Genomic DNA, 25,394 nt, shown 5'->3' on the forward strand with positions numbered 1-25,394 from the left:
CCGGCGCCGGGGTTCCGGTCGTCCACAGTCGGGAACCAACCGGAACGCGCTGTTCCCACAGCCTTACCCGTGTCTCACACCGGGCTGGCAGACTTGCCGGACAAGGCGCGGAAGCGGTGTGCGAGGGGATCCACGCGAGGAGATCCGGATGACGATGGCAGGGAATCTGCGGAAGGTCACGGGGCTGGGCAGGGCCGGCGGTCTGCGCAAGGTCGCGCGGCTGGCCCGGCGGCGCCCCCGCGTCGACCTGAACCATCACGCGCGGTCCCCGCTGGGCTCCTCGGTGGTCAACTGTGTGACGTACGAGGAAGGCGTGCGGGTGCCGGAGTGCAGTGATCTGTACTCAGCGGTGGAGCGGGTGCGCAAGAAGGGCCAGGGGTTCGTGTGGCTGGGGCTGCACGAGCCGACGGACAGCGAGTTCGCGGGCATCGCCGAACTCTTCGATCTGCACCCGCTGGCGGTGGAGGACGCGGTCGAGGCACATCAGCGCCCGAAGGTGGAGCGGTACGGCGAGACGCTGTTCGCGGTGTTCAAGACGGTCTGTTACGTCGAGCACGAGAAGCTGACGGCGACCAGCGAGGTGGTGAACACCGGAGAGATCATGGTGTTCGTCGGCGAGGACTTCGTGATCACGGTCCGGCACGGCAGGCACGGCTCGCTGGGGCCGCTGCGCGAGGAGCTGGAGGCCACGCCGGGGCAGCTCGCCAAGGGTCCCGCGGCGGTGCTGCACGCGATCGCGGACCATGTGGTGGACGACTACCTGAACGTCACGGACTCGGTGCAGGCGGACATCGACCAGGTCGAGGCGGACGTGTTCGCGGAGAACGGCGCGCGGGCCGATCCGGGCCGGATCTACCAGCTGAAGCGTGAACTCCTGGAGCTGAAGCGGGCGGTGGTGCCGCTCGGCCGGCCGATGGACGAGCTGACCGCCCGGCCGATACGGGTGATCCCCCCGGAGATACAGACCTACTTCCGGGACGTGCTCGACCATCTGATGCGGGCGAAGGAGCAGATCGCGTCCTTCGACGAGTTGCTCAACTCCATCCTCCAGGCGCATCTGGCGCAGGTGACGGTCGCGCAGAACGAGGACATGCGGAAGATCACGGCGTGGGCCGCGGTGATCGCGGTGCCGACGATGGTGTGCGGTGTGTACGGCATGAACTTCGATCACATGCCGGAGCTGCACTGGCGGTTCGGCTATCCGCTCGTCCTCGGGGTCATATCCGCGGCGTGCCTGGCGCTGTACCGGGGCTTCCGGCGCAACGGCTGGCTCTGACGGCGCTCAGCCGTTCCACGCCGGATGGCGGGGGTCGTCGGCGCGGACCAGGACGTCGGCCGTGCCGGCGGGGTCGGTCTCGGCCGCGTAGCGCTCGAAGGCGGGCAGGGTCCAGTGCTCGGTCTCCGGGGTACGGCGACGCAGGGCACCGGGAGTCAGCAGGAGGTGGACGGTCAGGTCGAACGGGAACCAGTGGCGAAGCAGGAGCGGCCCGTGCAGCAGCAGAAGGCCGCCGGGCGGGAGGGAGACGTAGGGGCTGCGGGTGGCGCGGTCGGTGGCCGGGTCCCAGAGATCGGGCAGGACACGGCCGGTGCCGCCGGGGTCGAGGGGGCCGAAGACCTCGCGCCACAGGGCGTTGGTGTCGAACCAGCCGCCGTAGTACGACTCCGCGTCCCGGCGGCCGTGCTCCAGGCGCAGTGAGGCGGGCCGCAGGAAGCCCTCGGTGCCCACGACGAGGGACGGCCTGCCGCGCACCCGCAGCGCCTCGCCGACGCGCTCCGCGAGGTCTCCGGGCCGGGCGGCGGGGGCGCCGTCGAAGGCGACGCGCGGCCAGGCACCCCCGTCGGCGGGCTTCAGGTCGGCCAGCCGCTCGGCGAGGCGGTCGGCGAGCCGGTCCCAGGTGATCGCTTCGAGTCGCACGGGGCCATGATGCCTCGCGGGGCAGGGAACGCAGGGCTCCGGGGCAGGGTGGTGAGGACGTCTTGGTCAGGGCCGCGAAGGACGTGCAACCAGTCGCCGTAGCGGGCAGGGAACCGCGTATGACACGCCTCGCGACTCCCCCTCACCACGGTGGACTGCTGGTCGTGCAGCCGCTGCGGCACAAGCGGTGCGCGGCCTGCCGGCGGGGGCCGTTGTCGCTGCTGGTGCTGGAGGACGGGGCGCCGCGGTGTCTGGACTGCGCCGATCTGGGGCACCTGGTGTTCCTGCCCCGCGGGGACACCGCGCTGACCCGGCGGTCGCGGGAGGAGAGCACGCTGTCGGCGGTGGTGGTGCGGTTCAACCGGCGCAGGAGCCGGTACGAGCGGCAGGGCGTCCTGGTGGAGGAGGCCGCGCTGGTCCGCGCCGAGAGACGGTGCCTGGCCGACGCCGAGGCCCGGCGGCGCCGGCGGGCGCGGGACGCGAGGCTGCGGGCGGCGCAGGACGTGCGGTTCACGGAGGCGTTCGCGGCGGAGATCCTGCGCCTGTTTCCGGGCTGTCCGGTGGAGCGGGCCATGGCGATCGCGGCGCACGCGTCACTGCGGGGCAGCGGGCGGGTGGGTCGCACCGCGGCCGGGCGGGCACTGACGGAGGGGGCGGTGATCTCGGCGGTGGTGGCGGCGGTACGGCACGTGGACACGCCCTACGACCAGCTGCTGATGAACGGGGTGCCCAGGTACGAGGCACGGCGGCGGATCGCGGGGGCGGTGGAAGCGGTCCTGCGGAGCTGGCAGGCCGGGGTGCGGGTGCGCTTGACCGGATGACGTCGGACGGACGGGAGTGGGTGTGGTGGTCGTGATCGACGGGCCGTATTACGTACTGGTGCTGCTGGGGGTACTGGGGACCGGCCTGGTGGCGGGGGTGTTCTGCGGGTTCTCGACCTTCGTGATGCGCGGGCTGGCCGCCCTGCCGCCGGCGCAGGGGGTAGCCGCGATGAACGCGATCAACCGGGCCGCGGTGACGCCGGCGTTCATGCTGCTCTTCGTGGGGTCGGCGGTGCTGAGCGCGATGATCGCGGTGGTGACGTTCGTGGTGTGGCCGGACGAGGGGAAGGCGGCGCTGCTGCTGGGCAGCGCGCTGTACCTGTTCGGCTCGTTCGGACTGAGCGTGGCGGCGAACGTGCCCCGGAACGAGGCGCTGGCGAAGCTGGAGCCGGGCGCCCCGGAGGCGGCCGCCTACTGGCCGGTGTATGTGCGTGAGTGGACGTTCTGGAACCACCTGCGCACCCTCGCGTCGGCCGCGGCGGCCCTCGTCTACGTACTGGCCCTGGCCTGAGGGGGGCGTGAGAAGCAACTGACCCCCGGCTGAACCTCGGCTCGATTCCGGCTGGCCCCCGGCTGGCCCCCGGCTGGATTCCCGCTGGATTCCGGCTGAGGAGGACCTGCTGGAATGCGTCACCGGCCACTCTGCGGGCGGCACCGGACGGACGTATCGTGGCCGAAAGAGTGCGGCCCGATGACGCACGGCCTGGGGCGACGTACGCGAGGAAGACGACCATGGCCGATCCCAAGGGGTTCATGACCACGCAGCGCGAGGAGTGGCGGCGGCGGCCGGTCGAGGAGCGGGTCCGGGACTGGGACGAGGTCTACGTACCCGGGGCGCTGCTGCCGATCATCAGCAAGCAGGCGGACCGCTGCATGGACTGCGGGGTGCCGTTCTGCCACGACGCCTGCCCGCTGGGCAATCTGATCCCGGAGTGGAACGACCTGGTGTCGCGGGAGGACTGGCGGGCGGCGAGCGACCGGCTGCACGCCACGAACAACTTCCCCGAGTTCACCGGACGGTTGTGTCCGGCGCCCTGCGAGGCGGGGTGTGTGCTCGCGATCAACCAGCCGGCCGTCACGATCAAGAACGTCGAGTGCGCGATCGCCGACCGGGCCTGGGCGGAGGGGTTCGCGCCGCCGATGCCGCCGGAGCGGCTGTCCGGGCGGACCGTGGCGGTGATCGGGTCGGGGCCCACCGGGCTCGCGGCGGCGCAGCAGCTGACCAGGGCCGGGCACACGGTCGCCGTGTACGAGAGGGACGACCGGCTCGGCGGGCTGATGAGGTACGGCATCCCCTCGTTCAAGATGGAGAAGCACCATCTGGAACGGCGGCTGCGCCAGATGCGGGCCGAGGGGACGAAGTTCCGCACCTCGGTGACGGTGGGACGGGACGTGGGGGCGGCGGAGCTGCGGGCCCGGTACGACGCGGTGGTGATCGCGACCGGCGCCACGGCGTGGCGGGAACTTACGGTGCCGGGTCGGGAGTTGGAAGGGATACACCAGGCGATGGAGTATCTGCCGCTGGCCAACCGGGTGTGCGAGGGGGATCTGGCCGAGTCGCCGCTGTCGGCGGCCGGGAGGCATGTGGTGATCGTGGGCGGGGGTGACACGGGGGCGGACTGTCTGGGCACGGCGGTACGGGAGCGGGCCGCGTCGGTGACCCAGCTGGACATCTACGCGCAGCCGGGAGCGGAGCGGGACGAGGACGTCGAGCCGTGGCCGACGTACCCGAAGGTCTACCGGCTGTCGGCGGCGCACGAGGAGGCGCGGGATCTGGAGACGGCCCCCGCGGCGCACGCGGACGCGCGGTTGTTCGCGGCGTCGACGCTGCGCTTCGCGGGCGACGAGAGCGGCCATGTGCGGTCGCTGCACCTGGTGGAGGTGGACGCGGCCCGCCGGCCGCTGCCGGGGAGCGGGCGGACGCTGCCCGTGGACATGGTGCTGCTCGCGCTCGGTTTCTCCGGGCCCGACCGCGAGGACGGGCTCATCGACCAGCTGAGGGTGGCGACGGAACCGCGCGGGACGATCAGCAGGGACGCCGGGTTCGCGACGAACGTCCCCGGGGTGTTCGCCGCCGGGGACGCGGCGCGTGGGCAGTCCCTGATCGTATGGGCGATCGCGGAGGGACGGGCGGTGGCGGCGGCCGTCGACCGGTACCTGACGGGCAGTTCGCAACTGCCGACGCCGATATCGCCGTACGACCGGCCGATGGTCGTGTAGGTACGTCGGCCGGGGCCAGGCCGATGGGTCACCGGGGGTCAGCAGGCCACCGGGAGCGGGCAGGTCACCGGGAGCGGGGCGGTGCCGGAGGGCGGGTCACGGCTTGCGCGCCACCGCCCCGTATCCCGGGATCACCCCGTCGTCCTGCCCCGGCACCGGTTCGCCGAGCTCCGGGTGCCAGTGGTGGACCACCGACACTCCGGGCTCGACGAGTTCCAGGCCGTCGAAGAAGCGGCCGAACTCCTCGCGGGAGCGCAGCGCCAGCGTGACTCCGGCCGCCTTCAGTTTCGCGGTGGCCGCCGCCGACTCCTCCGGGGTGAAGTCGGCGGTGGCGTGGGTCATCATCAGGTAGCTGCCGGAGGGCAGTTCGGAGAGCAGCCTGCCGACCAGTTCGTGCGCCCCGTCCTCGTCGGAGACGAAGTGGAGCAGGGCGACGAGGGACAGCGCGACGGGGCGGTCGAGGTCCAGGATCTCGCGCGCGCCGGCGACGATCGCCGCCGGGTCGCGCACGTCGGCCTGGAGGTACTCGGTCGCGCCCTCGGGGGTGCTGCGCAGCAGGGCCGCCGCGTGGGCCAGCACGATCGGGTCGTTGTCGCAGTACACGACGCGGGCGTCCGGGGCGGTGGCCTGGGCGACCTGGTGCAGGTTCGGCTCGGTCGGGATGCCCGTGCCGATGTCCAGGAACTGCCGTACGCCGTGCTCGGCCAGCCAGCGGGTGGCGCGGTGCATGAAGGCGCGGTTGACCCGGGCCATCACCGGCACCCGGGGGTCGAGGGCCAGCATCTGCCGGCCCATCTCCTCGTCGACGGGGTAGTTGTCCTTGCCGCCGAGATACCAGTCGTACATGCGCGCCGGATGGGGCTTGCCGGTGTCGATCACGGTGCGGTCCTGCCCGGTCATGAAGGGCTCCATAAGCGTCTGACACGGTCAATAGTCAATTGAGCACCAAGAGAACGAAGTTGAACGAGGAGTCGAGAGAGGTCGTCACACAAGGAGAACACTGAGAACAAGGCAACGCTCGAATCAGAAGAAGAGCAGGTCAGGAGAGCAGGAAGTCGGCCTCCCCCGCCTTGGCGCCCTCGATGAAGGCCGTCATCTCGTCGGTGGTGTAGATCAGCGCCGGTCCGTCCGGATCGGTCGACTGGCGGACGGCGATCCGGCCGTCGGCCAGCTTCATCGCCTCCAGGCAGTTGCCCCCGTTGCCGCCGCTCCACGGCTTGTGCCAGCCCTCGCTGCCCAGTTCCCTGGCAGGCATCCCGTTGTAGATCCGCTCGGTGCGGTTCCGCGGGCCGGACTGGGGTTTGATGCGATCCATTCACAGCTCCTTGCGGAGATCCCGGAGGATCTCCTTCGTGCGTTGTGCCGTAGCGGCCTGGGCCGCCATGCGGTCCATGACCTCCAGGTGGCTGGCCACCTCGGTGCGCGCGTCCAGGTAGACGGCGCCGGTCAGGTACTCGCTGTAGACCATGTCCGGAAGTTCGGGCATGGCGAATCGAAAGAGCACGAAGGGCCCGTACGTCCCCGGGTGCGGCCCGCTCGAGAACGGGGCGACCTGGAGCGTCACGTTGGGCAGCTTCGCCACCTCCAGCAGTCGGTCGATCTGCGCGCGCATCACCTCCGGGCCGCCGACCGGGCGGCGCAGGACGGTCTCGTCCATCACCGCCCAGAAGCGCGGCGCGTCGGACCGGGTGAGCAGTTCCTGACGTTGCATGCGCAGGGCGACGTGGCGCTCGATCTCCTCGGGCGACGTCTGGCCGACGGCACCCGACCTCAGCACCCCGCGCGCGTAGTCCTCGGTCTGCATCAGGCCGGGGACGAAGTGCGGTTCGTAGGAACGGATCAGGCTCGCCGCGCCCTCCAGGCTGACGTACATGGAGAACCAGCCGGGAAGGATGTCGTGGAACCGCTGCCACCAGCCGGGCTTGTTGGCGTCCTCGGCGAGCCGGACGAAGAGGTCGGCCTCGTCGTCGGTCACCCCGTAGGCCTTCAGGAGCAACTGGAGGTAGGGGATCTTGAGGGCGACCTCGGCCATCTCCATACGACGGACGGTGGCGGGTGCCACGCGCAGCACCCGGGCGGCTTCCTCCCGTTTGAGCCCGGCGCGTTCCCGCAGGTCGAGGAGGCGCCGGCCGAGGACCACCTGACCCACCGTCGGCGCGGACCGCGGCTCGCTCACGCTCCACCCACCTCCATGAAGTTCCCCGACCGGGCCGCCTTCCGGACTCGCCGGTGCGCCGGCAGCCGTCATCTACAGGTGTCACCCGGCATGCCGACAGCCCAGCGGCGCCATTCGAAGACTCATTCGACGATCTGACGGATCGACCCACATGAACCCACTTAGCCGAATTGCCCGAATAAGCCGGAACTGTCTTGTTCGGTCATCTCCGTCGCATGGGCCGGATCGGTCCGCCGGATCCTCACTGATCCCAACTGGCGCCGCTCGACATGCTGTTGCGAGCAGTGTGCCACGGCCCTTCACCGCGTCACACAGCACTCTGCATTTTTCAGAGTGACACTTGCCAAGTGTTCACGGCGGGGCGATAGTGGCAAGCGTGATTCCGTCCGCGCCCTTAGGAACAGACGCCGCCGGAGACCGTCTCGGTCTCGGCGCTGCCGCGGTGGTCGCCCCAGGTGGGGGCGCTGCCGAGCGCCGGTTCCGGTTCGAGCTGGCCGCTCATCCGGGTTCCCCCGCCCAGGCAAGACGTCTGGCGCGTGCCCGGCTGACCGGCTGGTCGGTCTGCGCGGACACCTGTGACACCGCCTTGCTCGTCATATCCGAGCTGGTGACCAACGCGATCGTGCACACCGCGAGCAGTCGCGTCGTGTGCGAGCTGCACGACCACGACGGCACGGTGCGCATAGCCGTGTACGACGAGGGCTGTTCGCCGGACGAGCCCCACCCCTCCCCGCAGCGTCCCGAGGAGGAGCACGGAAGAGGACTGCTCCTCGTCGACGCGCTGTGCCGGGCCTGGGGGGCGCAGGAGCACGGACCGGGACTGCTGGTCTGGGCGGAGCTGCCGCGCCAGGCCGACGCCGCCCGGGAGACCGCCGGACCCAGCAACGACCTGGGCTGGGGCGCCCGTCCCGGACCGGGCTCCACGCGCGGTTCGTCCCACAACCCCGCGCGTGACCCGGCGCACCGCCCGTCGCCGGCCTCCGGCGAGGAGGCGCGGCCCGAGGCCCGGCACTCGGTGCCCCGGCGGAGGCAGGCGTGAGCAGCGCCCCCGGTCCTGGCCGGCCGCTGGGTCTCGACACCCTGGTCCGCCTGCAGCGGGGCCAGCGGCCGGGAGCCCGGGCCGACACCCGACGACCGCCGGTGCCCGAGGGTATGACGGCGCCGCTGGGCCGCGACGCGGTGGCCGTACCGGCGGCGCTCGGACCATTGGTCGCGCCCCGGCTGCCACGGGTCGGATGCGTGTACGCCGACGGCACGCACTGGTGGTGGATCGTTCCGTCGGACTCCGACGAGGCCCTCACCTGGCCCGCCCCGGCCCTCTACAGCACGGGGGCCGCGCTCCCCGGCGCCGCCCGGCTGATCCACCGCCCGCAGGGGACGGTGCCGTACACCCCGCCGATCCCCCTGTACCTCGCGCTCTGCCGGGTGACGGGCACGACCCCGGAATGGTCCCGGCCCCTCAGCGCGTGACGACCAGGCGTACCTCGCCCTCCAACCGCTGACGGCGACACGACCGCCGGCCTTCAACCTCCGACCGCTGACGGCGACACGACCGCCGGCCTTCAACCAGTGACGGCAGGGTGGTCCGCCGCCCCCGCCCTCCGGGCGCCGTACGGACGTGGTTCGCGGCGTGTTCCGAGCGCACTCCCCCGTGCACCCCGAGCCCCGTCGCGCGCCCTGCCCGGCGGAGGCCGGAGCCCGCGATAGTGGCCGTTCGTCGGCGGCTCCGGGGAGGATCACGGTGAGGAAGCGGCGGGAAGCGGCGGCGCCCGAGGTGTCCGAGTCGGAGCGGCTGCTGTTCGGGGGGCCGCTCCGCTACGACATGGGCTGGAACCAGCACCGGGACGCCTTCCTCGAACTGGACCTCCGCGCCATGATGACCCGCCTGCCCGGCATGCTCGCGTCCAGCCTGCGGCTGGCCCGGCAGGCGGACGCCCGGGACGCGCGGACCGTGCTGGTCGCCCAGCTGGGCGTCGGCGTGGCCCAGGCCGTGAGCCTGCTGGCCGTGAACAGCGTGCTGGGCCGGCTGATCGGCAGCGGCACCATCGAGGCGCGGCTGCGCGGCGCCGCCCCCGCCCTGGTGACCATGGCCGCCCTCATGTTCGTGGCCGCGCTGCTGCGCGCCGCGTCGACCTACGCCACGGGCCGGCTGGAGCCCAAGGTCGAGCGGGTGGCGACCGAGATGTACCTGGAGCGGGCGGCCGCCGTCGAACTCGCCGCGATCGAGGACCACGCCTTCCACAAGCTGCTGGACACCGCGCAGTACGGCGCGGCCTCCGCCCGCCGCATGATCATGTACGGCACCCGTGTGGTGAACGCGATGATCTCGCTGGTCGCGGCGGCCGGGGTGCTGACCGTGCTGCACCCGGCCCTGCTCCCGCTGCTGATCACGATGACCATCCCGAGTGCCTGGGGCGCCCTGACCAACGCCCGGCGCCGCTACGAGTCGTTCCACATCTGGGTGCAGCACGCCCGCGCGGGGCATCTGATCAGCAGCCTGCTCACCGAGCCGGAGGCGGCGCCGGAGATCCGGGTGCACGGGGTCGGCCCGTTCCTGCTGCGGCACTTCCGCGCGATGGCGGAGACGGCCGAGGAGGAGCAGGCCCGGCTGGCGAGGCTCGCGGCCCGCACCGGTCTGATCGCGGCGGCCTGGACCGGCCTGGCGACCGTCGCCACGTACGCCACGCTGGGCGCGCTGCTGCTGAGCGGGGCGATGGCCCTGTCGGTGGCCGGGACGGCGGTGATCGCGATCCGTACCGGCTCGGCGAGCCTCAACACGCTCGTGCTGGAGATCAACACGCTGCACGAGGAGGCGCTGTTCGTCGGTGACCTGGAGCGGCTGTACGTCGAGGCGGCCGAACGGGCGATCCCGGTCGGCGGGGAGCCCCTGCCGGACGACCCGCGGGAGATCCGCTTCGAGAACGTCACCTTCACCTATCCGGGTGACGCCCCGGGCGGTGACACCGGTGCCGCCTCCCGCCCCGCCCTGGACGACGTGACGCTCTCCCTCCCCCTCGGCCGGATCGTCGCCCTGGTGGGTGAGAACGGTTCCGGCAAGACCACCCTGGTCAAGCTGCTGGCCGGGCTGTACCAGCCGGACCGGGGCCGCATCCTGTGGGACGGCGTCGACGCGGCGAAGGCGGACCGGCACCGGCTCGCCGAACGCATCGCGATGGTCGCCCAGGACTTCAAGCGCTGGCCGTTCACCGCCAAGGTCAATGTGGCCGTCGGCCGCTCGTCGGCGCCGCTGACGGAGGAGCGGCTGGCCGCGTCGGTCGCGGAGGCGGGAGCGCAGGAGGTGGTCGAGGACCTGCCGCACGGGCTGGAGACCCTTCTGGCCCGCAGTTTCAGCGGCGGCCACGAGCTGTCCGGCGGCCAGTGGCAGCGTCTCGGCATCGCGCGGGCCGCCTACCGGCGCGGGCACATCCTGATCGTGGACGAGCCGACGGCAGCCCTGGACGCCCGGGCCGAACTGGAGGTCTTCGAGAAGATCCGGGCGCTGGCGGGCGGCGGGCAGACGGTCGTACTGATCACCCACCGGCTGGCGTCGGTCCGGCACGCGGATCTGGTGCACGTTCTCGACCAGGGCCGGGTCGTGGAGTCGGGGACCCCCGACGAACTGCTGGCGAGCGGCGGTGTCTACGCGGAGCTCTACGGACTCCAGGCGAACCAGTTCACGGCCGCGGTGCCCGCCCGCAAGGCGGGCTAGTTGTCGACCCCCTCGGCGGCGCGCACGATGACCAGGAAGGTGTCCGTGGCCAGGTCCATCACGACCTCCGCGGGCATCCCTTCCAGCCGCCGGGCCTGTGCGAACTCCTCCGCAGGCCATGATCCTCGCGGTCCGCCTGCGGGAAAGCACTCGAGCACGGTTCGCCCGTTCACCATCCTGCACCTCCAGAAATGCGTCGTACTCGTAGGAGTTAACGCTCTGGAGAACATGAATGGCTCGCCCGGTGACCGTACTGAGACACAGCCGACACGCCGTCGGCGCGGAGGGTGAGGATCCGTTGACTTTCGGCCACTTTCGTGACCGCTTGTGTCACTCTTCGTACTCGTCGTGATAACGCACGCGGTCGCTGCCCGTGGGCGCCCGGCCGAGGGCGGTCAGGTCGAGCAGGGACGCGGTCGAGCCGAGTCCGTCGAGTCCCCGGTCGTACACCGCGTACGTGTGGAAGACCCGGTCGTGCTCGCGGAGGAAGCAGCTGATCCCGGGGCGTTCGACCGGTTCGTCGTCCACCACGAGGGTCGCCTCGAAGTCGCGGTTGAAGTCGCTGTGGTACGAGGAGTACCAGGGCAGTGTCCAGCCCATCCGCGCCTTGAACGGCAGGATGCTGGTGAAGGGCGCCCGGGAGACCACCGCGAACGAGGTGTCGCGCGCCCGCAGATGGGCGAGGTGGCCGATCTGGTCCAGGAAGGCGGCGCAGTCGGGGCAGCCAGCCTCCCACTCCGGGGCGAACATGAAGTGGTGGACGACCAGTTGGGTCCGGCCGTCGAAGAGGTCGAGGAGGTTCGCCTTGCCGTCGCCGCCCTCGAAGACGTACTCGGGGTCCACCTCGACCATGGGCAGCCGGCGCCGCTCGGCGTTGAGCACGTCCCGCGCCCGCGCGATCGCCTCCTCCTTGCGCAGTAACTCCTCACGCGCGGCACGCCACCGCTCACGCGAGACGATCTCCGGAAGCGACATGGGTCCTCCAGTACGACGGTCGGTTCCGGGTACTGACCGCGGGCGGACGGAGAACTCATCGGTGCGGCGGAGAATTTTTACGTGGGCCCGGTGCGAGAGGCCGGCCTACGCGGCGAGGGGCATCCGCGGCACCGTGACCCCGAGCCGCTGCCCGCCCTGCTCCAACTCGTCAGCCAGATCTTCCAGTTGCCGGGTGTGACGGGCGGTGAGCCGGCCGGTCTCGTCGAGGTGCACGGCGCACGCGGTGGTGGTGTCCACGAGCCGTTCGAGTACGGCGGCCACCGCGTCCGTGCCCTCGGTGTGCCGGGCGAGAGCCGGGAGTTCGGCGGCGGCGAGGGCGATGGCGGTGCGGGCCTCGGCGAGGGTGCGGTAGGCCTCGCGGCGCAGCGCCCAGCGTTCGCCGCGGTCGGCGGACTCGCTCAGTACGTGGGCGAGATAGGCGTGCGCGGCCCGCCCGGCCGCCGCCAGCCGGGCCCGTACCCCGCCGCCGCGCTCCCCCGGCATCGGCAGATGCCCGACGAGCAGCACCAGCCCGCAGGCCAGCAGCGTCTCGCCGATCCGGCTGACGGAGGCCTGCGGTTCACCGCCGACCATGACCAGGGCGAGCACCAGGACGGTGACCACGACGGTCTGGGCGCCGAAGTGCCGGGTGGAGACGGGGACGAGGGCGCCGCAGACGGCCACCAGGGCGATGAGCCCTTCGGGGCGGGGCAGCACCGCGGCGAAGCCCGCGAAGAGGAGGGCGCCGAGCACCGTCCCGGCGGCCCGGCACAGCACCCGCGAGGCGAGCGGTCCGAGGTCGGGCTTGACGAGGAAGACGGCGGTGGCGGGCAGCCAGTACCAGTGCTGGTGCGTGCCGTACCAGCGGGTGTGGTGCAGGGCCTGGGCGATGGCGGCGCTGGCCCCGAAGCAGAGGGCGACCCGCAGCCCGTACTCCCGTCCGCCGCTGCCGAACGCGGCGCGCAGGATCTCCCGGGGGCCGCGGCGCCGTGCGGGCGGCCGCTGGTCCGCACCCTCGGACCGGTCGAAGGCCTCGGCGGCCCGCAGCAGCGCGTCGTCCAGGGCGCGCAGTGCGGGTACCGCGCGGGACGGCGCGGGCAACGGTCCGGTGCCGGTGTTCTCCCGGACGGCGGCGGCGAGCCGCCGGGGTCCTTCGGCGGCCCGCCCGGATATCGGTTCGCCGGCCCAGGCGAGGGCGGTGGCGGCCTCGGCGAGGGGCAGCGCGGCGGTGTACTGCGTGTGCAGCCGGCGTTCGGCGGCGGAACTGGCGTGTCGCCTGAGCCGGGGCCCGGTGAGCGCGTCCTGGGCGTGGTCGAGCGCGGTGCTCAGCGCCTTCCGCCGGCCGAGCGCGGCCTCGCCCGCGACGGCTTCGAGCAGGTCGGCGATGGCGTCATAGACGGCGGCGACGGCGTCCCGCTCCCCGTCGAAACGGTAGTCACCCGCGGTCGCGCCGGGGGTGGGCAGGGCGAGCCGCAGCACCAGCAGCCAGCCGGCTCCGGCGAGGAAGGCGAGGGCCCGCTGCCAGCCCGCCTCGGCGACCGGCATCCCGGCGCCGATGGCGGCGGCGACCAGGAGCTGGGTCCCGGCGCCGGACGCGACCGGCCCGACGGCGCTGATGCCGCCGGCGACCAGGCCGAGCCCCGTGAGCAGCAGGGTCAGGGGGACTGCGGTGAGGTGCGCGCCGCCGTACGTCCCGACGAGCAGCCCTGCCGCGCCGGCCGCCGCGGGCGCTCCGAGCCGCCGCACCGCGGCCCGCCGGCTGCCCGGCCGGTCGTTGATCCCGGCGAGCATGGCGGCGATGGCGGCGACCACGCCGAGGGAGGTGCGGTGGACCATGACCGCGGCGAGCAGCAGCGGCCCGGCGGCCAGCGCGCCTCTGGTCACCGCGCTCCAGGGCACGGGCCCGCGCTGGGCGCGCAGGGCGTGGGCGAGCCACGGGGGCAGGGTGATACGACGGGACACGGGGCTCCTGTCCGGACGAGGGCGGGGTGTGCCTTCGGGCGACGGTGGCCGGGCTGTTGGCTTCGTTGTCCAACGGTAGATCGGGTTCCCGTACGGAAAGGTTCGATCGCATTTCGCGGGTGTGACATGTGTCCCGAAGGACCGAGTTCTTTATGAACGCAATTGCGGGCGGCCTGGATTGAGGGCCGGGTTTCGGGGGCCTGGATTCGGGGCCGGGAACGCGAGCGGGCCCGAGGGCGTAGCCTGCCCCCGGGCCCCGGGATGCCGCCGAAAGTCACACGCCGGCACGCTTGAGAACCCGGGTCAGTCGTGAGGTCGCCGCGTCCTTCCTTTGGACCACCACGCATCGAGCTGCGCGGGCAGGACTTGAACCTGCATTTCGACGTGCTGGGGCCCGGGCCCGGTCGATCCGGCGATCGGCGGCGAATGCTGAGTCTGGAGCGAGAGTCTGAGATTCAACGCGGTCCGCCCCGTGTTCTGTGGGGTACGACCGCTCTTCACGACAAGGCTCAGCTTCAGCTTTGCGCTCCTCGCGCACCCCGGCCACGTCGGGCCGGGGAGTCTGGGAAGGTCACCCGAAGAGGTAACCGAACACGGCGTCCCCGACCCGCTGGTCGACGACGTCGGCGCCGTTCGCCTCCTCTCGGGCGAACTTGACGGCCTGCTGCAACTTCTCGACGCGGTCGAGGAGTTCGTTCACGCGCCGTGCGGGCAGGGCGCCGGAGAACTTCACGGTGGTCCAGTACCCCACCGGAACGTCCTCGTAGTACACCTCGACCTGGGCCGGGTGCTTCTCCGTCGCCTCGGCCTTCACGTGGTTGCGGGGCACCTTCTTGGTGCGCAGGGTCCGCACCGGCTCGGTCTTCCAGGCGTCGGTGGAGGGGTCCTGGACCCACGACTCCGAGGCGTCGAGAAGGGGCAGCTTCCGTACGAACGTGTGGAGATCGACCAGCTGCTTCTCCAGGAACAGCAGATAGGCCACGGGCACCCCGGCGACCAGCACCCGCCCGTCGACCTTCACGTCGGCCCTGGCCTCGCAGTTGGCCCAGTCCTTGGTGGCGGTCACATCGAAGAGCCGCGTCAGCGTGGCCGAGGTCTCCCGCAGCACGTCCTCGGCCTTGACCTGCACTCGCGTGGACTCGGGCGGCAGTTGCTCACCCTCCTCGTCCTTCGGCTGATACGTCCGCGAGATACCGGCCAGCAACGCGGGCTTCTGCAACCCGTGATGAGCCGACGTCAGGTCCTGGTGAGCCTTGGACTTGATGCCCTTCTCGACCGCGATGATCTGATTGAGTTTCGCCACGCAGAGAAAAGTAACAGCGCCAACCGGCCGATCTCCAAGCATTTTCGACCACGGGGTCGGTCACAGAGATCCGAGGTATTCCACCACGGAAAACCTGATGCGGTGGCGAATGGTCTCTTGGATGATCGGAAGGTTCTTCGCCGCCTGTTCCAGGAGCCGCCGTGATCCGCCGTGTCAGCGCCACCGCCCTCTTTCCACCGCCGGCCTACTCGCACGCCTCCGTCGTGGAGGCCGGTACGAGACTCGCGTTCCTCGCCGGGGCTGTCCCCCTCGACGCCGAGGGGGAGTTGGTCGGTGCGGGGGACCCCGTGCGGCAGGCCGGGCAGGTGTTGGCGAACCTCGAGGAGCAACTGCGGGCGGTGGGCGCCGGCATGGAGCACGTGGTGGCGACCGACGTGTACGTGGTCAGCGGCGACACCGCGGTGCTCTCCGCCGTCTGGGAGGTCGTCGAGGCGTCCGGGCTCAGTGCGGGGCCGCATTCCTCGACGCTCGTCGGCGTGGCCTGCCTGGGCTACAGCGGACAGCTGGTGGAGATCACGGCCACGGCCGTCGTACCCGAGGGGGCGGGAGCGTGAGTGGTGGGGTCGTGTTGCGGCGGGCCGGAGGTCCGGATGCCGGGGCCGTCGCCGACGTGTGGCTGCGGTCGTACGGTGCGGCGCTGCCGACCGTCGTCCGGGCGCGCTCCGACGACGAGGTGCGCGCGTACTTCCGGGACGTGGTGGTGCCGGAGCGGGAGACGTGGCTCGCGGAGGCGGACGGTCGTGTCGTGGGGGTGATGGTGCTCGCGGAGGATGTGCTGTCCCAGTTGTATCTGGACCCCGCGTGGCGGGGGCGGGGTGTCGGTGACCGGTTCGTCGCGCTGGCGAAGGAGCGCTCACCGCGGGGGCTCACGCTGTGGACGTTCCAGGTCAACAAGCCCGCCCACCGGTTCTACGAACGGCACGGCTTCGTCGCCGTCGAGTCCACGGACGGGAGCGGGAACGAGGAGCGGGAGCCGGACGTGCGGTACGTCTGGCGGCCCTGAGCCCGTCGCCGCGGGCCAGGCCGCCGCGTGGTCACGCCGCCGCGTGGTCAGGCCGCCGTGCGGTCGGGCCGCCGTGCGGTCAGGCTGCCGTGTGGTCAGGCCTCCGTGCGGTCGGGCCGCCGTGTGGTCAGGCTGCCGTGTGGTCGGGCGTGGGCTCGGCCGCCGTTCCTACGGGTGCCGTGGACCCCATGACCGGCGTTTCGTCAGCGGCTTCGCGTAGCTCCCCGCCCGGGAGGTGGTGAGCCCGAGGGCGACCAGCGACTCCGCCAGCTTGACCGCCGCGCCGACGCCGTCCACGACCGGGACGCCCAGCTTCTCCCCCACCACCCGCTGGAGGCCCGTCATCCCGGCGCAGCCGAGGACGAGGACCTCGGCGCCGGCGTCCCGGACCCGTTCGGCCGCCGCCAGGAACGCGGCCTCCGTCCGCCCGGGGTCACCGGCGAGGTCGAGGACGCCCAGTCCGGTGCCCGCCACGGCCACGCAGTTGCGGGCGACGCCCGCCGTCTCCAGGCTGTCCTCGATCTGCCCGCGCGAGCGGTCCAGCGTGGTGACGACGCCGTAGCGGCGGCCCAGCAGGCAGGCCAGATGCGCGGCGGCCTCTGTGATGTCGACGACCGGGACGTCCAGCAACTCCCGTACGCCTTCCCGTCCGTGCTCGCCGAAGCCGGCCATGACCACCGCGTCGTACGGCGGGCCGTCGTAGCTCCGCAGGGTGTCCAGGACCGCGGCCGCCGAGAGATAGCTGTCCAGCCAGCCCTCCGCCGACTCGGGCCCCCAGCCGGGGGTCAGTCCGGTCACGGTGGTGCCCGGGCCTGCGGCGGCCCGGGCACCTCGCACGATCTCCTCGGTCATCTCCTGCGTGGTGTTGCAGTTGGTGACGACGATCCGCACGTCCGTCAGGCCTCCTCGGTCTCGGGGATCCGGTCACCCCGGCACAGCGCCAGGTACAGGCCGGCGGCCAGCGCGGTGCCGATGAACCAGGAGTACGGCGCCACGTCGCTGAAGGTCTTCACCAGCGCGAGCACGCCCGCGACCGCCGCCGAGGGCAGGAACGCCCACAGCGCCTTGGGGTTGACACCCTTGCGGTAGTGGTACGGGGAGCCGGGCGCCGCGTCGAAGAGCCGCCGTACGTCCACCCTGCCGCGCTTGATCGCGTAGTAGTCGACCATGATCACGCCGAACAGCGGTCCCAGGAAGGCGCCGAGGCCACCGAGGAAGTAGTTGACGACGGTGGGGTTGGAGAACAGGTTCCAGGGGGTGACGACCAGGGCGGCGACCGTGCTGATCATGCCGCCGACCTTGAAGCTGATCTTCTGGGGCCAGACGTTGGCCAGGTCGTACGCGGGTGACACGAAGTTGGCGACGATGTTGACGCCCATGGTGGCGACCGCGAAGGTCAGCGCCGCCACCACCAGGACCCAGGTGTTGCCGACCTTGGCGACCAGTTCGGCGGGGTCGGTGATGGCCTCGCCGAAGACCTCCAGCGATCCCGCGGTCACGATCACCGAGACGACCACGAACGCCGTGGAGTTGATCGGCAGGCCCCAGAAGTTGCCGCGGCGCACGGTGCGGTAGTCGGGTGCGAAGCGCGAGAAGTCGCAGAAGTTGAGCATCAGCGTGCCATAGGTGGCGAGGATCAGCCCGATCGCGCCGAACCACTGGCGCCACTGCTCGCCGGTGGAGACCGGGTGCGGGGTGGAGGTGAGCGAGATGGTCCAGTGGGCCTTGGCGAGGATCCAGACCGCGAGGGCGATCATGACCAGCCAGATCGCCGGGCCGCAGAAGTCCTGGAACTTGCGGACCGACTCCATGCCCCGGCTGATGATCGCCGCCTGGATCAGCCAGAGCGAGACGAAGGAGATCCAGCCCAGCGTGTCCAGGCCGAGGAAGGAGGTCTCCGTCAGGGACTTCAGGCCTGGCCAGGCGGCCAGCAGCATCACGTTGACGGCGACGGACGCCAGATAGGTCTGGATGCCGTACCACATGATGGCGATCACGGCCCTGATCAGGGCGGGGATGTTGGCGCCCCAGACGCCGAAGCTGATCCGGCTGACCACCGGGAACGGCACTCCGTGACGCTGGCCGATCCTGCCCATCCAGTTCATGCCGACATAGATGAGCACGAAGCCGACGAGGAGGGAGGTGAAGACCTGCCAGACGTTCATGCCGAGGACCAGCAGACCGGCGGCGAAGGTGTAGTTGCCGAGGTTGTGGACGTCGGACATCCACATCGCGAAGAGGTCGAAGACCTTCCAGTTCCGCTGCTCGGCGGGGGCCAGGTCTTCGTTGGTGAGCCGGGGGTCGGGGACGAACGCGGGTGCGCCGGTGGCTTCGGCGCGGTCGGCCAGGGACACGGGGCCTCCAGAAACTACGGGGCGGGGAGGGAGGAGGGCGGCTGCGGGTGCTGCCGCCGAGTGCCGCGGATGGGCTGTTGCGCGCGTTTGGTATACCAAACTGCCGTCATGGTCCTCCCGTCAAGCGTTCTGACCGATGTCCGTCCGGTTACGGCTCCGTAAAAGCCCCCTCGGGTCGGCGAAAATGACCTCATGGGCTCCCCCACTACGAAGATCGAACCCCTGGGCGCGGTGCGCGAGCGCGTGCTCGCCACCCTGCGGCAGGACATCATCGAGGGGCGGCTGGCCCCGGGTGACCGACTGGTCGAGCGGGAACTGGCCGAGCGGTTCGGCGTGTCCCGGGTGCCGGTCCGGGAGGCGATCCGGGCTCTGGTCGCCGAGGGCTTCGTGCTCTTCGAGTCGGCCCGCCGTACGGTCGTGCGCCGGCTGACCCCGACCGACGTCAAGGAACTCTTCGAGCTGCGCGAGGCGTTGGAGGTGTACGCGGCCGGGCTGGCGGCCGCGCGGGCGACACCCGAGGCACTGGCCGAGCTGCGGGAGCTGCTCGACCAGGCGGCCTCGGCGACCAGGTCCGACGACGCCGAGACGATCACCGACGTCAACACGCGCTTCCACGACCGGATCCTCGCCCTGGCGGGCAACAGCCTGCTCATCGCGGTCATGGAACCGGTCGACGGCCGGCTCCGCTGGCTCACCCGGCGCAACGAGGAGTGGCCCCAGCTCCTCACCGAGCACCGCGAGCTGTACGAGGCGATCGCCTCCGGCGACCCGGACCGCGCCCGCGCCCTCGCGCTCGACCACGTGCGGGCCAACTACCGGTCGACGGTGAGGCACCTGTTCGGCGAGGAGACCGGCGGCTGACCGTCCCCTAGGCTGGCGGGCCGATCACATCGACACGGGGAGTGCATGACCATGGTGAGCAGACGGGGGCTGTTGAGCGGAGCCGCGCTCGTGGGGATGGGCACGCTGGCCGGTACGGCGGCGGGCACGGGGACCGCCGCGGCCGACGCCCCGCTGGACACGCCGTTCACCCCGGTCACCGCACCGCATCTGGCCGAGGCCGAGCGGATGGTGCAGTACCAGCGCATGCTGGCGGCCGGTTACCTGCCCACCGGACTCGCCGGCCACTGGCCGCTGGACGGCTCCGCCGCCGACCGCTCCGGCCTGGAGCACCCCGTCACCCTGGGCTCCGGGACGAGCTGGACCAGCCTGCGGGCGGGCGGTGAGCTGAGCTTCGACGGCACCTCCACCGCGTACGCGGCCGCCGCCTCCGTGCTGGACACCACCGCCCCGTTCACGGTCGCGGCCTGGGTGCGGCTGGCCGACGACGCCGTGCTGACGAACATGTACACGGCCGTGAGCCAGGACGGCAGCAGCGCCAGCCGCTTCCTGCTCCAGTACGACGACTCGGCCAGGACCTGGGCCTTCAAGGTGCGCAGCGAGGACCAGGCGGTCAAGGTCTCCGCCCTCGGTGCCCGGCCCGTCGACAGGACCGGTGTCTGGACCCACCTGACCGGCGTCTGGGACGGCACGAACATCAAGCTGTACGTCAACGGCGTGCTGGAAGGCAGCGCCGGCACCGCCCTCTCCTGGGCCGCGCCCCAGGGCCTCAGCATCGGCCGGGCCCGCTGGGACGGCGGTTACGTGAACCGCTTCAAGGGCGCGATCAGCGACGTCCGCGGCTACGGACGGGCACTGAGCGCCGACGAGGTCTCGCTGATCAGCGGTGCCACGGCGGACGCCAACAACGTCTACCTGATGAACGCGACGGCCACCGTCACCTGGGGCCGTCCGGACGACCTCGCGAGCTGGGTGTCCCGGGCGCGCTGCTCGTCCTTCGTCACCGCGCTGCTCAGGCACACCTACGGCTGGGCCACCGACGCCTACTTCCTCCAGTACTTCGGGGAGAAGACCCCGGAGGCCGCCGACTACTGCCAGGCCTTCCTGAAGAACAGCGGCGGCCCGCGCCTGCGTCCCGTCCGCAGGGTCGCCGATCTGCGGCCCGGCGACCTGGTCGCGGTCGACTACAACGGGCAGGACACCGCGAACACCGGGCACATCGTGCTGGTCCGCGAGGTCAAGGGGATCTTCAGCGGAGTGGCCGACTTCCCGGGCGAGACCCAGTACGCCGTCGAGATCGTCGACTGCACCTCCGACCCGCACGGCGTCCACGGCCTCTCCAACTACCCGCGATACCCGGACACCCGCATGGTCAGCAACGTCGACGGCGAGAACTTCCAGGGCGTCGGCATCGGCCACATGATGTTCTACGCGTCCGACGCCACCGGTGGGTTCTCCCGCTACCGCTGGAGCGTCAACTCCTCCGCGACCACCGGCACCCACCCGGTCGGTGACCGGCCGGTGGCCGCGGCCCGCCTGGTCTGAGTTCCTCAGCGCAGCCCGGCGGTCTCCGCCGCCGTCCGCAGCACGTCGCGGAGCATCTCGGGGGTGAGCAGCCCGGTGAAGGTGTTGCGCTGGCTGACGTGGAAGCAGCCGAAGAGGTCCAGGCCGCCCAGGTCGACCCGGGTGCCGTGGGCGAAGCGCGGGCGGGGCCTCGGCACCGTCCAGCCCGCGGCGGCGAACGCAGGCAGCGCGGCCTGCCAGCCGAACGCGCCGAGCACGACCGCGGCCCGCAGCGTCGGCCGCAGCAGCGCCAGCTCCTCCACCAGCCAGGGGCGGCAGGTGTCGCGCTCCGCGGGCGTCGGCTTGTTGTCGGGCGGGGCACAGTGCACCGGCGAGGTGATGCGCACGCCGTACAGTTCGAGTCCGTCGTCGACGCTCACCGCCGTCGGCTGCGAGGCGAGCCCGACGTCGTACATCGCCTGGTAGAGCACGTCGCCGGAGCGGTCACCGGTGAACATCCGCCCGGTGCGGTTGCCGCCGTGCGCCGCCGGGGCCAGGCCGATGACCAGCAGGCGGGCGTCGGGCGGCCCGAAGCCGGGGACGGGCCGCCCCCAGTACGTCCAGTCGGCGAACGCGGCGCGCTTCGTACGCGCCACGTCCTCCCGCCAGGCGACCAGCCGGGGACAGGCGCGGCAGTCGCTGACACGGGCGTCCAGGTCGGCGAGAGGGGTGCGGTGCATGCTTCAACGGTAGGGCCGAGGTGAGTGTGCGAGGGCGACCGCGGGTCGGTCGTGGCTGTTCGCGCGGTTCCCCACGCCTCTCGGCCGCGCGTTAAGGTCGGGGCATGTCTTCTCAGGACGTGAACGGCAGCGCGGCACACGAGGGTGCCGGTGCCGACGCCGGTTCCTCCGCCGCGGCCGAGCCGGTGCGGAGCGCCGGGGCTCCCGATCCCGCCGCCGTCGCCGCGGCGGTCGCCGCCGCCGAGGCCGCCGCGCCGGCTCCCGGGGAGAGTGTCCGGATCGACAGCTGGATCTGGGCCGTGCGGCTGATCAAGACCCGCTCCATGGGAGCCACCGCCTGCCGGGGCGGGCATGTCCAGCTGAACGGCGAGCGCGTCAAACCCGCCCACTCCGTGCGCGTCGGTGACGAGGTGCGGCTGAGGCAGGAGGGACGGGAACGGATCGTCATCGTGAAGCGGCTGATCCGCAAGCGGGTCGGCGCCCCCGTCGCCGCCCAGTGCTACGTCGACAACTCACCGCCGCCTCCGCCCCGCGAGGCCGTCGCCCCGATCGGCCTGCGCGACCGCGGCACCGGCCGCCCCACCAAGCGCGACCGCCGCGAGCTGGAACGGCTCCGTGGCCTCGGCGGGCTCGGCGGACCTGGCGGCACGGGCGGCCTGGGCGGGACGGGCAGCACCGGCCGGCCGAGCGGCGGGCGCCCCGGCGGACGGTGATCCACCGGGGCGCAGCGGGGCCGGGTGAGGGCGGGTGGGGCCGGTTTGCTCCCCCTCGCCCGGTGCTTCAGCTCCGTCCCCGCACCAGCCCCCACAGCCGCGCGTTCTGTTCGCGCCGGGCCCAGGCGATCAGGATCAGCGGCACCGTCAGGATCAGCGGGGTCGCCGCGTACTGGCCGTCGAAGACGGTCATCTGCACGATGAACGCGCCCACCATGAGCCCGCTGAGCGCCGTCGCCGCCACCGACTGCAGCACTGGCACCAGCAGGGCGACGGCACCGGCCAGTTCCAGCGCACCGATGGTGTACATGCCCGCGCTGCCCCATCCCATCCTGTCGAAGGACTCCACGGCGGAGGGATGCGCGATCAGCTTGGGCAGCGCGCTCGCCACGGCGTAGAACAGGGCGAGCAGCACCTGCACCGTGCGCAGGGCGAGGCGGGCGACTCGGCGGCCACCGGACGTCGCGGACCGGTCGACGGCCGGGGTCGCGGGGGTGGCGGAAGCGGCGAGGGCGACGGGAGCGGTGGTCTCGGACATGGGGTTCTCCTGGGGAGACGGTCTCTGTTGCTGTCACAGAGGTAGACCCGTCGCCGCCGGAGAACTCATCGCCGCCGAACGGATTTCCCGGATTTCACTCCGCCCGGTCGAACCGGCGCCGGGTCTCCTCGTCGGCCGGCAGGAACGTCTCCAGGTGCAGTCCTTCCAGTGCGGCGTCGGTGGCGGTGCTGAGGGTGGCGGAGGTGCTGAAGAACCGGAGCGGGGTGCCGTCCACCTCGATTTCGAGGGTGACCACCGGCCCCTTGGCACGGGTGGTGGCAGCGGTCGTGCCAAGGTACCCGGCCACCTCTCCGGCCAGCTCGTGCAGACGCTGGTCATGGCTGCGTTCGGCCCGGTGTCGCACCTGTTGCAGCAGGTGGCTGCCCCACTCCGCGCGATTGCCGATCCGGGCGGCCAGCCCGCCCGGGTGCAGGCTGACCCGGACCACGTTGACCGGTGGCTCCAGCAGCTCCGGCGCGCAGCCGGCCAGCAGCTGGTCAACGGCCGCGTTGGCGTCGACGATGTCCCAGTGTTCGTCCAACAGCAGTGCGGGGTACGGCAGGTGGGCGTCGAGGAGCCGGCGCAGACCGTCCATCACCACGGCGATCGACGCGTCGTCCAGCTGGTGGTCCTGATAGCGCGGTGCGTAACCGGCGGCCAGCAGAAGCCGGTTACGGTCCCGCAGCGGCACGTCCAGGTTCTCGGAGAGGTGCATGAGCATCTCCGGTGTCGGGTGCGCCTTGCCGGTCTCCACCCGGCTGAGGTGCCGGGTGGAGACCCGTGACCGGTTGGACAGCTCCTGCTGGCTGAACCGGCGTCGCTCACGCCAGGTCCTCAACAGCGCACCGACCGGGGGGACTTCGACTGCAACGCTCATGTCCGCGAGTGTAAGGGGACGGGTCCGGGGTGCCATGACCTCTGAGGTCATGGATCGGACGCCCCGCCCGGGGCCAGGATCTGGGACATCAGCCGATCGAGACGAACGGAGAGACGAACATGAACGGCATCGTCGAGAAGTACCTGGCCACCTGGAACGCGACCGGCGACGAGCGGACGAAGCTGGTCTCCGAGTACTGGTCGCCCGAGGTCACCTACACCGACCCGATGGCCGAGGTCTCCGGCCACGAGGGGATCACCGCGATCGTCGACGGCGTGCAGGCGCAGTTCCCGGGTTTCGTGTTCACCCAGGTCGGCGAGGCCGACGCCCACCACAGCCAGGTCCGGTTCCGCTGGGGTCTGGGACCGGAGGGCGCCGAGCCGCTGGTGATCGGGTTCGACGTCCTGGTGCTGGACGAGTCGGGCCGGATCCAGGACGTGCGCGGCTTCCTGGACAAGGTGCCGGCATGACGGCGCCGCGTGCGTACGTGGTCGGGTACCTGCGCAACGTCGACGTCGGCCCGGAGATCGCCGAGTACATCGAGCGCATCGAGGCCACGATGGCACCGTACGGCGGTCGCTTCCTCGTGCACGGCGGACGGCTCGTCGAGCACGAGGGCACCTGGAACGGCGACGTCGTGATCCTCGAGTTCCCCGACACGGCCCGCGCACAGGAGTGGTACGAGTCCCCGGACTACCAGGCGATCCTGCCGCTCCGCACCGAGCACGCGACCTCGATGGTCGCCCTGGTCGAGGGGGTGCCCGACGGCTACCGCGCAAGTGACAAGATCTCGCAGCTGTTCCCGCTCATGAACGCCCCGGCGAAGTTGGCGAGCTGAGCGCGGACGACCCACTCAGCGGTGCCCCCCTCGGCCTCTCGACGACGTCGGCGGGGAGCACCGCCGGACCGCACCCACCTGGACCGGGGCTCCGGGGCCGTCAGGCAGCCGGCGCCGCCGGGGCCTACCGGGCCGCGGGTACCGCCCGCACCCATGTCCTGTCCTCCGTCAGATACTCGGCCACCTCCAGGCCCGCCTCCGCCAGCGCCTCCTCGAACTGCTCCGCGGTGAGCGGCCGGGCCAGGAACGTCTGGGTCCAGGTCGCGTCCGGGAACTCGTACTCCGCGCGTACCGAGTTCACCCCGTCCCCGACCGGCTCGGCCGACACGATCCGGACGGTGTAGCCATGGGGGTCGACCCGCTCTCTGGGCACCTTCGTGTGGTAGTCCGCGCCCTCCCGCTGGACGAGCACACAGCCGTCTGCCGCCACGTGCGCCGCGCAGGTCCGCAGCATGCCCCGGCGCACCTCCAGGTCTCCGGTGTGCACCAGGAACGACGCGAGCATCACCACGTCGAACTTCTCGCCCAGGTCGAGTCCCTCGATGGTGCCGCGTATCGTGCGCGCCCCTCGTACGCGCTCCAGCATCTCCGCGGACTCGTCGACCGCCGTGACCGTGAAGCCGCGTGCCACGAGCGGGTGCGTCACCCGCCCTACACCGCAGCCCAGTTCGAGGATGCGGGCACCCGCGGGGACCGCCGCCTCGATGATGTCCGGTTCGTTCCCCACGGCCAGCCGCGAGTAGAACTCCACCGCGCAGCCGTCCGGCGTGATCGCACCGGGTCCTGTTCCCTCGTATCCCTCACGCATTTCAACCGTCATGCCCGAAGAACGGTCGGCCGCCGCACAGCCGTTCCCGCACCCCGATGGTTCACTCGTTCGAGTCGT

Annotated in this window: 28 protein-coding genes; 14 read left to right on the forward strand and 14 right to left on the reverse strand. The window is 71.7% G+C overall.

Annotated features, from left to right (window positions below; genetic code table 11):
- Positions 1–148: 148 nt before the first annotated feature.
- Positions 149–1,276, forward strand: coding sequence for a magnesium and cobalt transport protein CorA (locus MB828_RS45535; RefSeq protein ID WP_301653291.1), 1,128 nt, complete (start codon positions 149–151; stop codon positions 1,274–1,276).
- A gap of 6 nt (positions 1,277–1,282) precedes the next feature.
- Here MB828_RS45535 and MB828_RS45540 read toward each other — a convergent pair whose 3' ends face one another.
- Entirely contained in the window at positions 1,283–1,915 is a 633-nt protein-coding gene (locus MB828_RS45540; RefSeq protein WP_301653292.1) for a uridine kinase, read from the reverse strand.
- 119 nt (positions 1,916–2,034) lie between these two features.
- Here MB828_RS45540 and MB828_RS45545 point away from each other — a divergent pair, with 119 nt between their 5' ends.
- The 3 genes from MB828_RS45545 to MB828_RS45555 all read left to right on the forward strand — a co-directional run bounded on the left by MB828_RS45545 (position 2,035) and on the right by MB828_RS45555 (position 4,956).
- Positions 2,035–2,736 carry a DUF2293 domain-containing protein gene (locus MB828_RS45545; protein ID WP_301653293.1) on the forward strand — a complete coding sequence of 234 codons (702 nt, stop codon included), beginning with the start codon at positions 2,035–2,037 and terminating at the stop codon, positions 2,734–2,736.
- Between the two features lie 31 nt (positions 2,737–2,767).
- Positions 2,768–3,247: a DUF1772 domain-containing protein gene (locus MB828_RS45550; protein ID WP_133027145.1), complete on the forward strand. Its 480-nt coding sequence runs from the start codon at positions 2,768–2,770 to the stop codon at positions 3,245–3,247.
- A 221-nt stretch (positions 3,248–3,468) separates the two neighbouring features.
- A complete protein-coding gene (locus MB828_RS45555) occupies positions 3,469–4,956 on the forward strand; it encodes a glutamate synthase subunit beta (protein ID WP_133027057.1) in 1,488 nt (495 codons plus the stop codon).
- Between the two features lie 96 nt (positions 4,957–5,052).
- Here the strand turns inward: MB828_RS45555 and MB828_RS45560 are convergent, their stop codons facing one another.
- The 3 genes from MB828_RS45560 to MB828_RS45570 all read right to left on the reverse strand — a co-directional run bounded on the left by MB828_RS45560 (position 5,053) and on the right by MB828_RS45570 (position 7,132).
- Positions 5,053–5,856 (reverse strand): SAM-dependent methyltransferase, encoded by an 804-nt coding sequence (locus MB828_RS45560; protein ID WP_301653294.1) that lies wholly within the window; start codon positions 5,854–5,856, stop codon positions 5,053–5,055.
- Between the two features lie 139 nt (positions 5,857–5,995).
- The gene (locus tag MB828_RS45565; protein ID WP_089100964.1) at positions 5,996–6,271 is read right to left on the reverse strand and encodes a DUF397 domain-containing protein; all 276 of its coding nucleotides are present in this window, start codon (positions 6,269–6,271) and stop codon (positions 5,996–5,998) included.
- The gene (locus MB828_RS45570; protein ID WP_301653295.1) at positions 6,272–7,132 is read right to left on the reverse strand and encodes a helix-turn-helix domain-containing protein; all 861 of its coding nucleotides are present in this window, start codon (positions 7,130–7,132) and stop codon (positions 6,272–6,274) included.
- Between the two features lie 490 nt (positions 7,133–7,622).
- Here MB828_RS45570 and MB828_RS45575 point away from each other — a divergent pair, with 490 nt between their 5' ends.
- The 3 genes from MB828_RS45575 to MB828_RS45585 all read left to right on the forward strand — a co-directional run bounded on the left by MB828_RS45575 (position 7,623) and on the right by MB828_RS45585 (position 10,841).
- Positions 7,623–8,171, forward strand: coding sequence for an ATP-binding protein (locus tag MB828_RS45575; RefSeq protein WP_301653431.1), 549 nt, complete (start codon positions 7,623–7,625; stop codon positions 8,169–8,171).
- Positions 8,168–8,602 (forward strand): hypothetical protein, encoded by a 435-nt coding sequence (locus MB828_RS45580; RefSeq protein ID WP_133027061.1) that lies wholly within the window; start codon positions 8,168–8,170, stop codon positions 8,600–8,602. The genes MB828_RS45575 and MB828_RS45580 overlap by 4 nt, the downstream gene beginning before the upstream one ends.
- Before the next feature lie 352 nt (positions 8,603–8,954).
- The gene (locus MB828_RS45585) at positions 8,955–10,841 is read left to right on the forward strand and encodes an ABC transporter ATP-binding protein (protein WP_430381529.1); all 1,887 of its coding nucleotides are present in this window, start codon (positions 8,955–8,957) and stop codon (positions 10,839–10,841) included.
- Here MB828_RS45585 and MB828_RS45590 read toward each other — a convergent pair.
- The 4 genes from MB828_RS45590 to MB828_RS45605 all read right to left on the reverse strand — a co-directional run bounded on the left by MB828_RS45590 (position 10,838) and on the right by MB828_RS45605 (position 15,081).
- Positions 10,838–11,017 carry a hypothetical protein gene (locus tag MB828_RS45590; protein WP_301653297.1) on the reverse strand — a complete coding sequence of 60 codons (180 nt, stop codon included), beginning with the start codon at positions 11,015–11,017 and terminating at the stop codon, positions 10,838–10,840. The two genes, MB828_RS45585 and MB828_RS45590, sit on opposite strands and share 4 nt — an antisense overlap.
- A 154-nt stretch (positions 11,018–11,171) precedes the next feature.
- On the reverse strand, positions 11,172–11,816 hold the full coding sequence (locus MB828_RS45595; RefSeq protein WP_301653298.1) for a DUF899 domain-containing protein: 645 nt from the start codon (positions 11,814–11,816) through the stop codon (positions 11,172–11,174).
- Positions 11,817–11,921: 105 nt separating this feature from the next.
- Entirely contained in the window at positions 11,922–13,700 is a 1,779-nt protein-coding gene (locus MB828_RS45600; protein WP_430381530.1) for an FUSC family protein, read from the reverse strand.
- 649 nt (positions 13,701–14,349) lie between these two features.
- The gene (locus tag MB828_RS45605; protein WP_301653300.1) at positions 14,350–15,081 is read right to left on the reverse strand and encodes a hypothetical protein; all 732 of its coding nucleotides are present in this window, start codon (positions 15,079–15,081) and stop codon (positions 14,350–14,352) included.
- 161 nt (positions 15,082–15,242) lie between these two features.
- Between MB828_RS45605 and MB828_RS45610 the strand changes: the two genes are divergently transcribed.
- Positions 15,243–15,656: a RidA family protein gene (locus MB828_RS45610; protein ID WP_301653301.1), complete on the forward strand. Its 414-nt coding sequence runs from the start codon at positions 15,243–15,245 to the stop codon at positions 15,654–15,656.
- Positions 15,653–16,105 carry a GNAT family N-acetyltransferase gene (locus MB828_RS45615; protein ID WP_301653302.1) on the forward strand — a complete coding sequence of 151 codons (453 nt, stop codon included), beginning with the start codon at positions 15,653–15,655 and terminating at the stop codon, positions 16,103–16,105. Before MB828_RS45610 ends, MB828_RS45615 begins: the two co-directional genes overlap by 4 nt.
- A gap of 168 nt (positions 16,106–16,273) precedes the next feature.
- Here MB828_RS45615 and MB828_RS45620 read toward each other — a convergent pair whose 3' ends face one another.
- Positions 16,274–16,996, reverse strand: coding sequence for an aspartate/glutamate racemase family protein (locus MB828_RS45620; RefSeq protein WP_301653303.1), 723 nt, complete (start codon positions 16,994–16,996; stop codon positions 16,274–16,276).
- A 5-nt stretch (positions 16,997–17,001) separates the two neighbouring features.
- Positions 17,002–18,459 (reverse strand): NCS1 family nucleobase:cation symporter-1, encoded by a 1,458-nt coding sequence (locus tag MB828_RS45625; RefSeq protein ID WP_301653304.1) that lies wholly within the window; start codon positions 18,457–18,459, stop codon positions 17,002–17,004.
- Positions 18,460–18,651: 192 nt separating this feature from the next.
- Between MB828_RS45625 and MB828_RS45630 the strand changes: the two genes are divergently transcribed.
- Together MB828_RS45630 and MB828_RS45635 are read left to right on the forward strand one after the other, a co-directional pair.
- Entirely contained in the window at positions 18,652–19,320 is a 669-nt protein-coding gene (locus tag MB828_RS45630) for a GntR family transcriptional regulator (RefSeq protein ID WP_133027072.1), read from the forward strand.
- Between the two features lie 51 nt (positions 19,321–19,371).
- Complete coding sequence (locus MB828_RS45635; RefSeq protein WP_301653305.1) at positions 19,372–20,844, forward strand: LamG domain-containing protein; 1,473 nt, start codon at positions 19,372–19,374, stop codon at positions 20,842–20,844.
- A 5-nt stretch (positions 20,845–20,849) separates the two neighbouring features.
- Here the strand turns inward: MB828_RS45635 and MB828_RS45640 are convergent, their stop codons facing one another.
- Positions 20,850–21,542, reverse strand: a complete 693-nt coding sequence (locus MB828_RS45640; protein ID WP_301653306.1) for a uracil-DNA glycosylase — start codon at positions 21,540–21,542, stop codon at positions 20,850–20,852.
- Positions 21,543–21,646: 104 nt separating this feature from the next.
- Here MB828_RS45640 and MB828_RS45645 point away from each other — a divergent pair, with 104 nt between their 5' ends.
- The gene (locus tag MB828_RS45645; RefSeq protein ID WP_301653307.1) at positions 21,647–22,255 is read left to right on the forward strand and encodes an RNA-binding S4 domain-containing protein; all 609 of its coding nucleotides are present in this window, start codon (positions 21,647–21,649) and stop codon (positions 22,253–22,255) included.
- 67 nt (positions 22,256–22,322) lie between these two features.
- Here the strand turns inward: MB828_RS45645 and MB828_RS45650 are convergent, their stop codons facing one another.
- On the reverse strand, positions 22,323–22,793 hold the full coding sequence (locus MB828_RS45650) for a DoxX family protein (protein ID WP_301653308.1): 471 nt from the start codon (positions 22,791–22,793) through the stop codon (positions 22,323–22,325).
- A gap of 94 nt (positions 22,794–22,887) precedes the next feature.
- Entirely contained in the window at positions 22,888–23,670 is a 783-nt protein-coding gene (locus MB828_RS45655) for a helix-turn-helix domain-containing protein (RefSeq protein WP_301653309.1), read from the reverse strand.
- A gap of 119 nt (positions 23,671–23,789) precedes the next feature.
- Here MB828_RS45655 and MB828_RS45660 point away from each other — a divergent pair, with 119 nt between their 5' ends.
- Positions 23,790–24,140 (forward strand): nuclear transport factor 2 family protein, encoded by a 351-nt coding sequence (locus tag MB828_RS45660; protein WP_133027078.1) that lies wholly within the window; start codon positions 23,790–23,792, stop codon positions 24,138–24,140.
- Entirely contained in the window at positions 24,137–24,508 is a 372-nt protein-coding gene (locus MB828_RS45665; protein ID WP_301653310.1) for a DUF1330 domain-containing protein, read from the forward strand. Before MB828_RS45660 ends, MB828_RS45665 begins: the two co-directional genes overlap by 4 nt.
- 124 nt (positions 24,509–24,632) lie before the next feature.
- Here MB828_RS45665 and MB828_RS45670 read toward each other — a convergent pair whose 3' ends face one another.
- Positions 24,633–25,316: a class I SAM-dependent methyltransferase gene (locus MB828_RS45670; RefSeq protein WP_301653432.1), complete on the reverse strand. Its 684-nt coding sequence runs from the start codon at positions 25,314–25,316 to the stop codon at positions 24,633–24,635.
- Between the last annotated feature and the right edge of the window lie 78 nt (positions 25,317–25,394).

It is taken from the genome of Streptomyces arenae (assembly GCF_022343545.1).
In the GTDB taxonomy this organism is placed as follows: domain Bacteria; phylum Actinomycetota; class Actinomycetes; order Streptomycetales; family Streptomycetaceae; genus Streptomyces; species Streptomyces humi.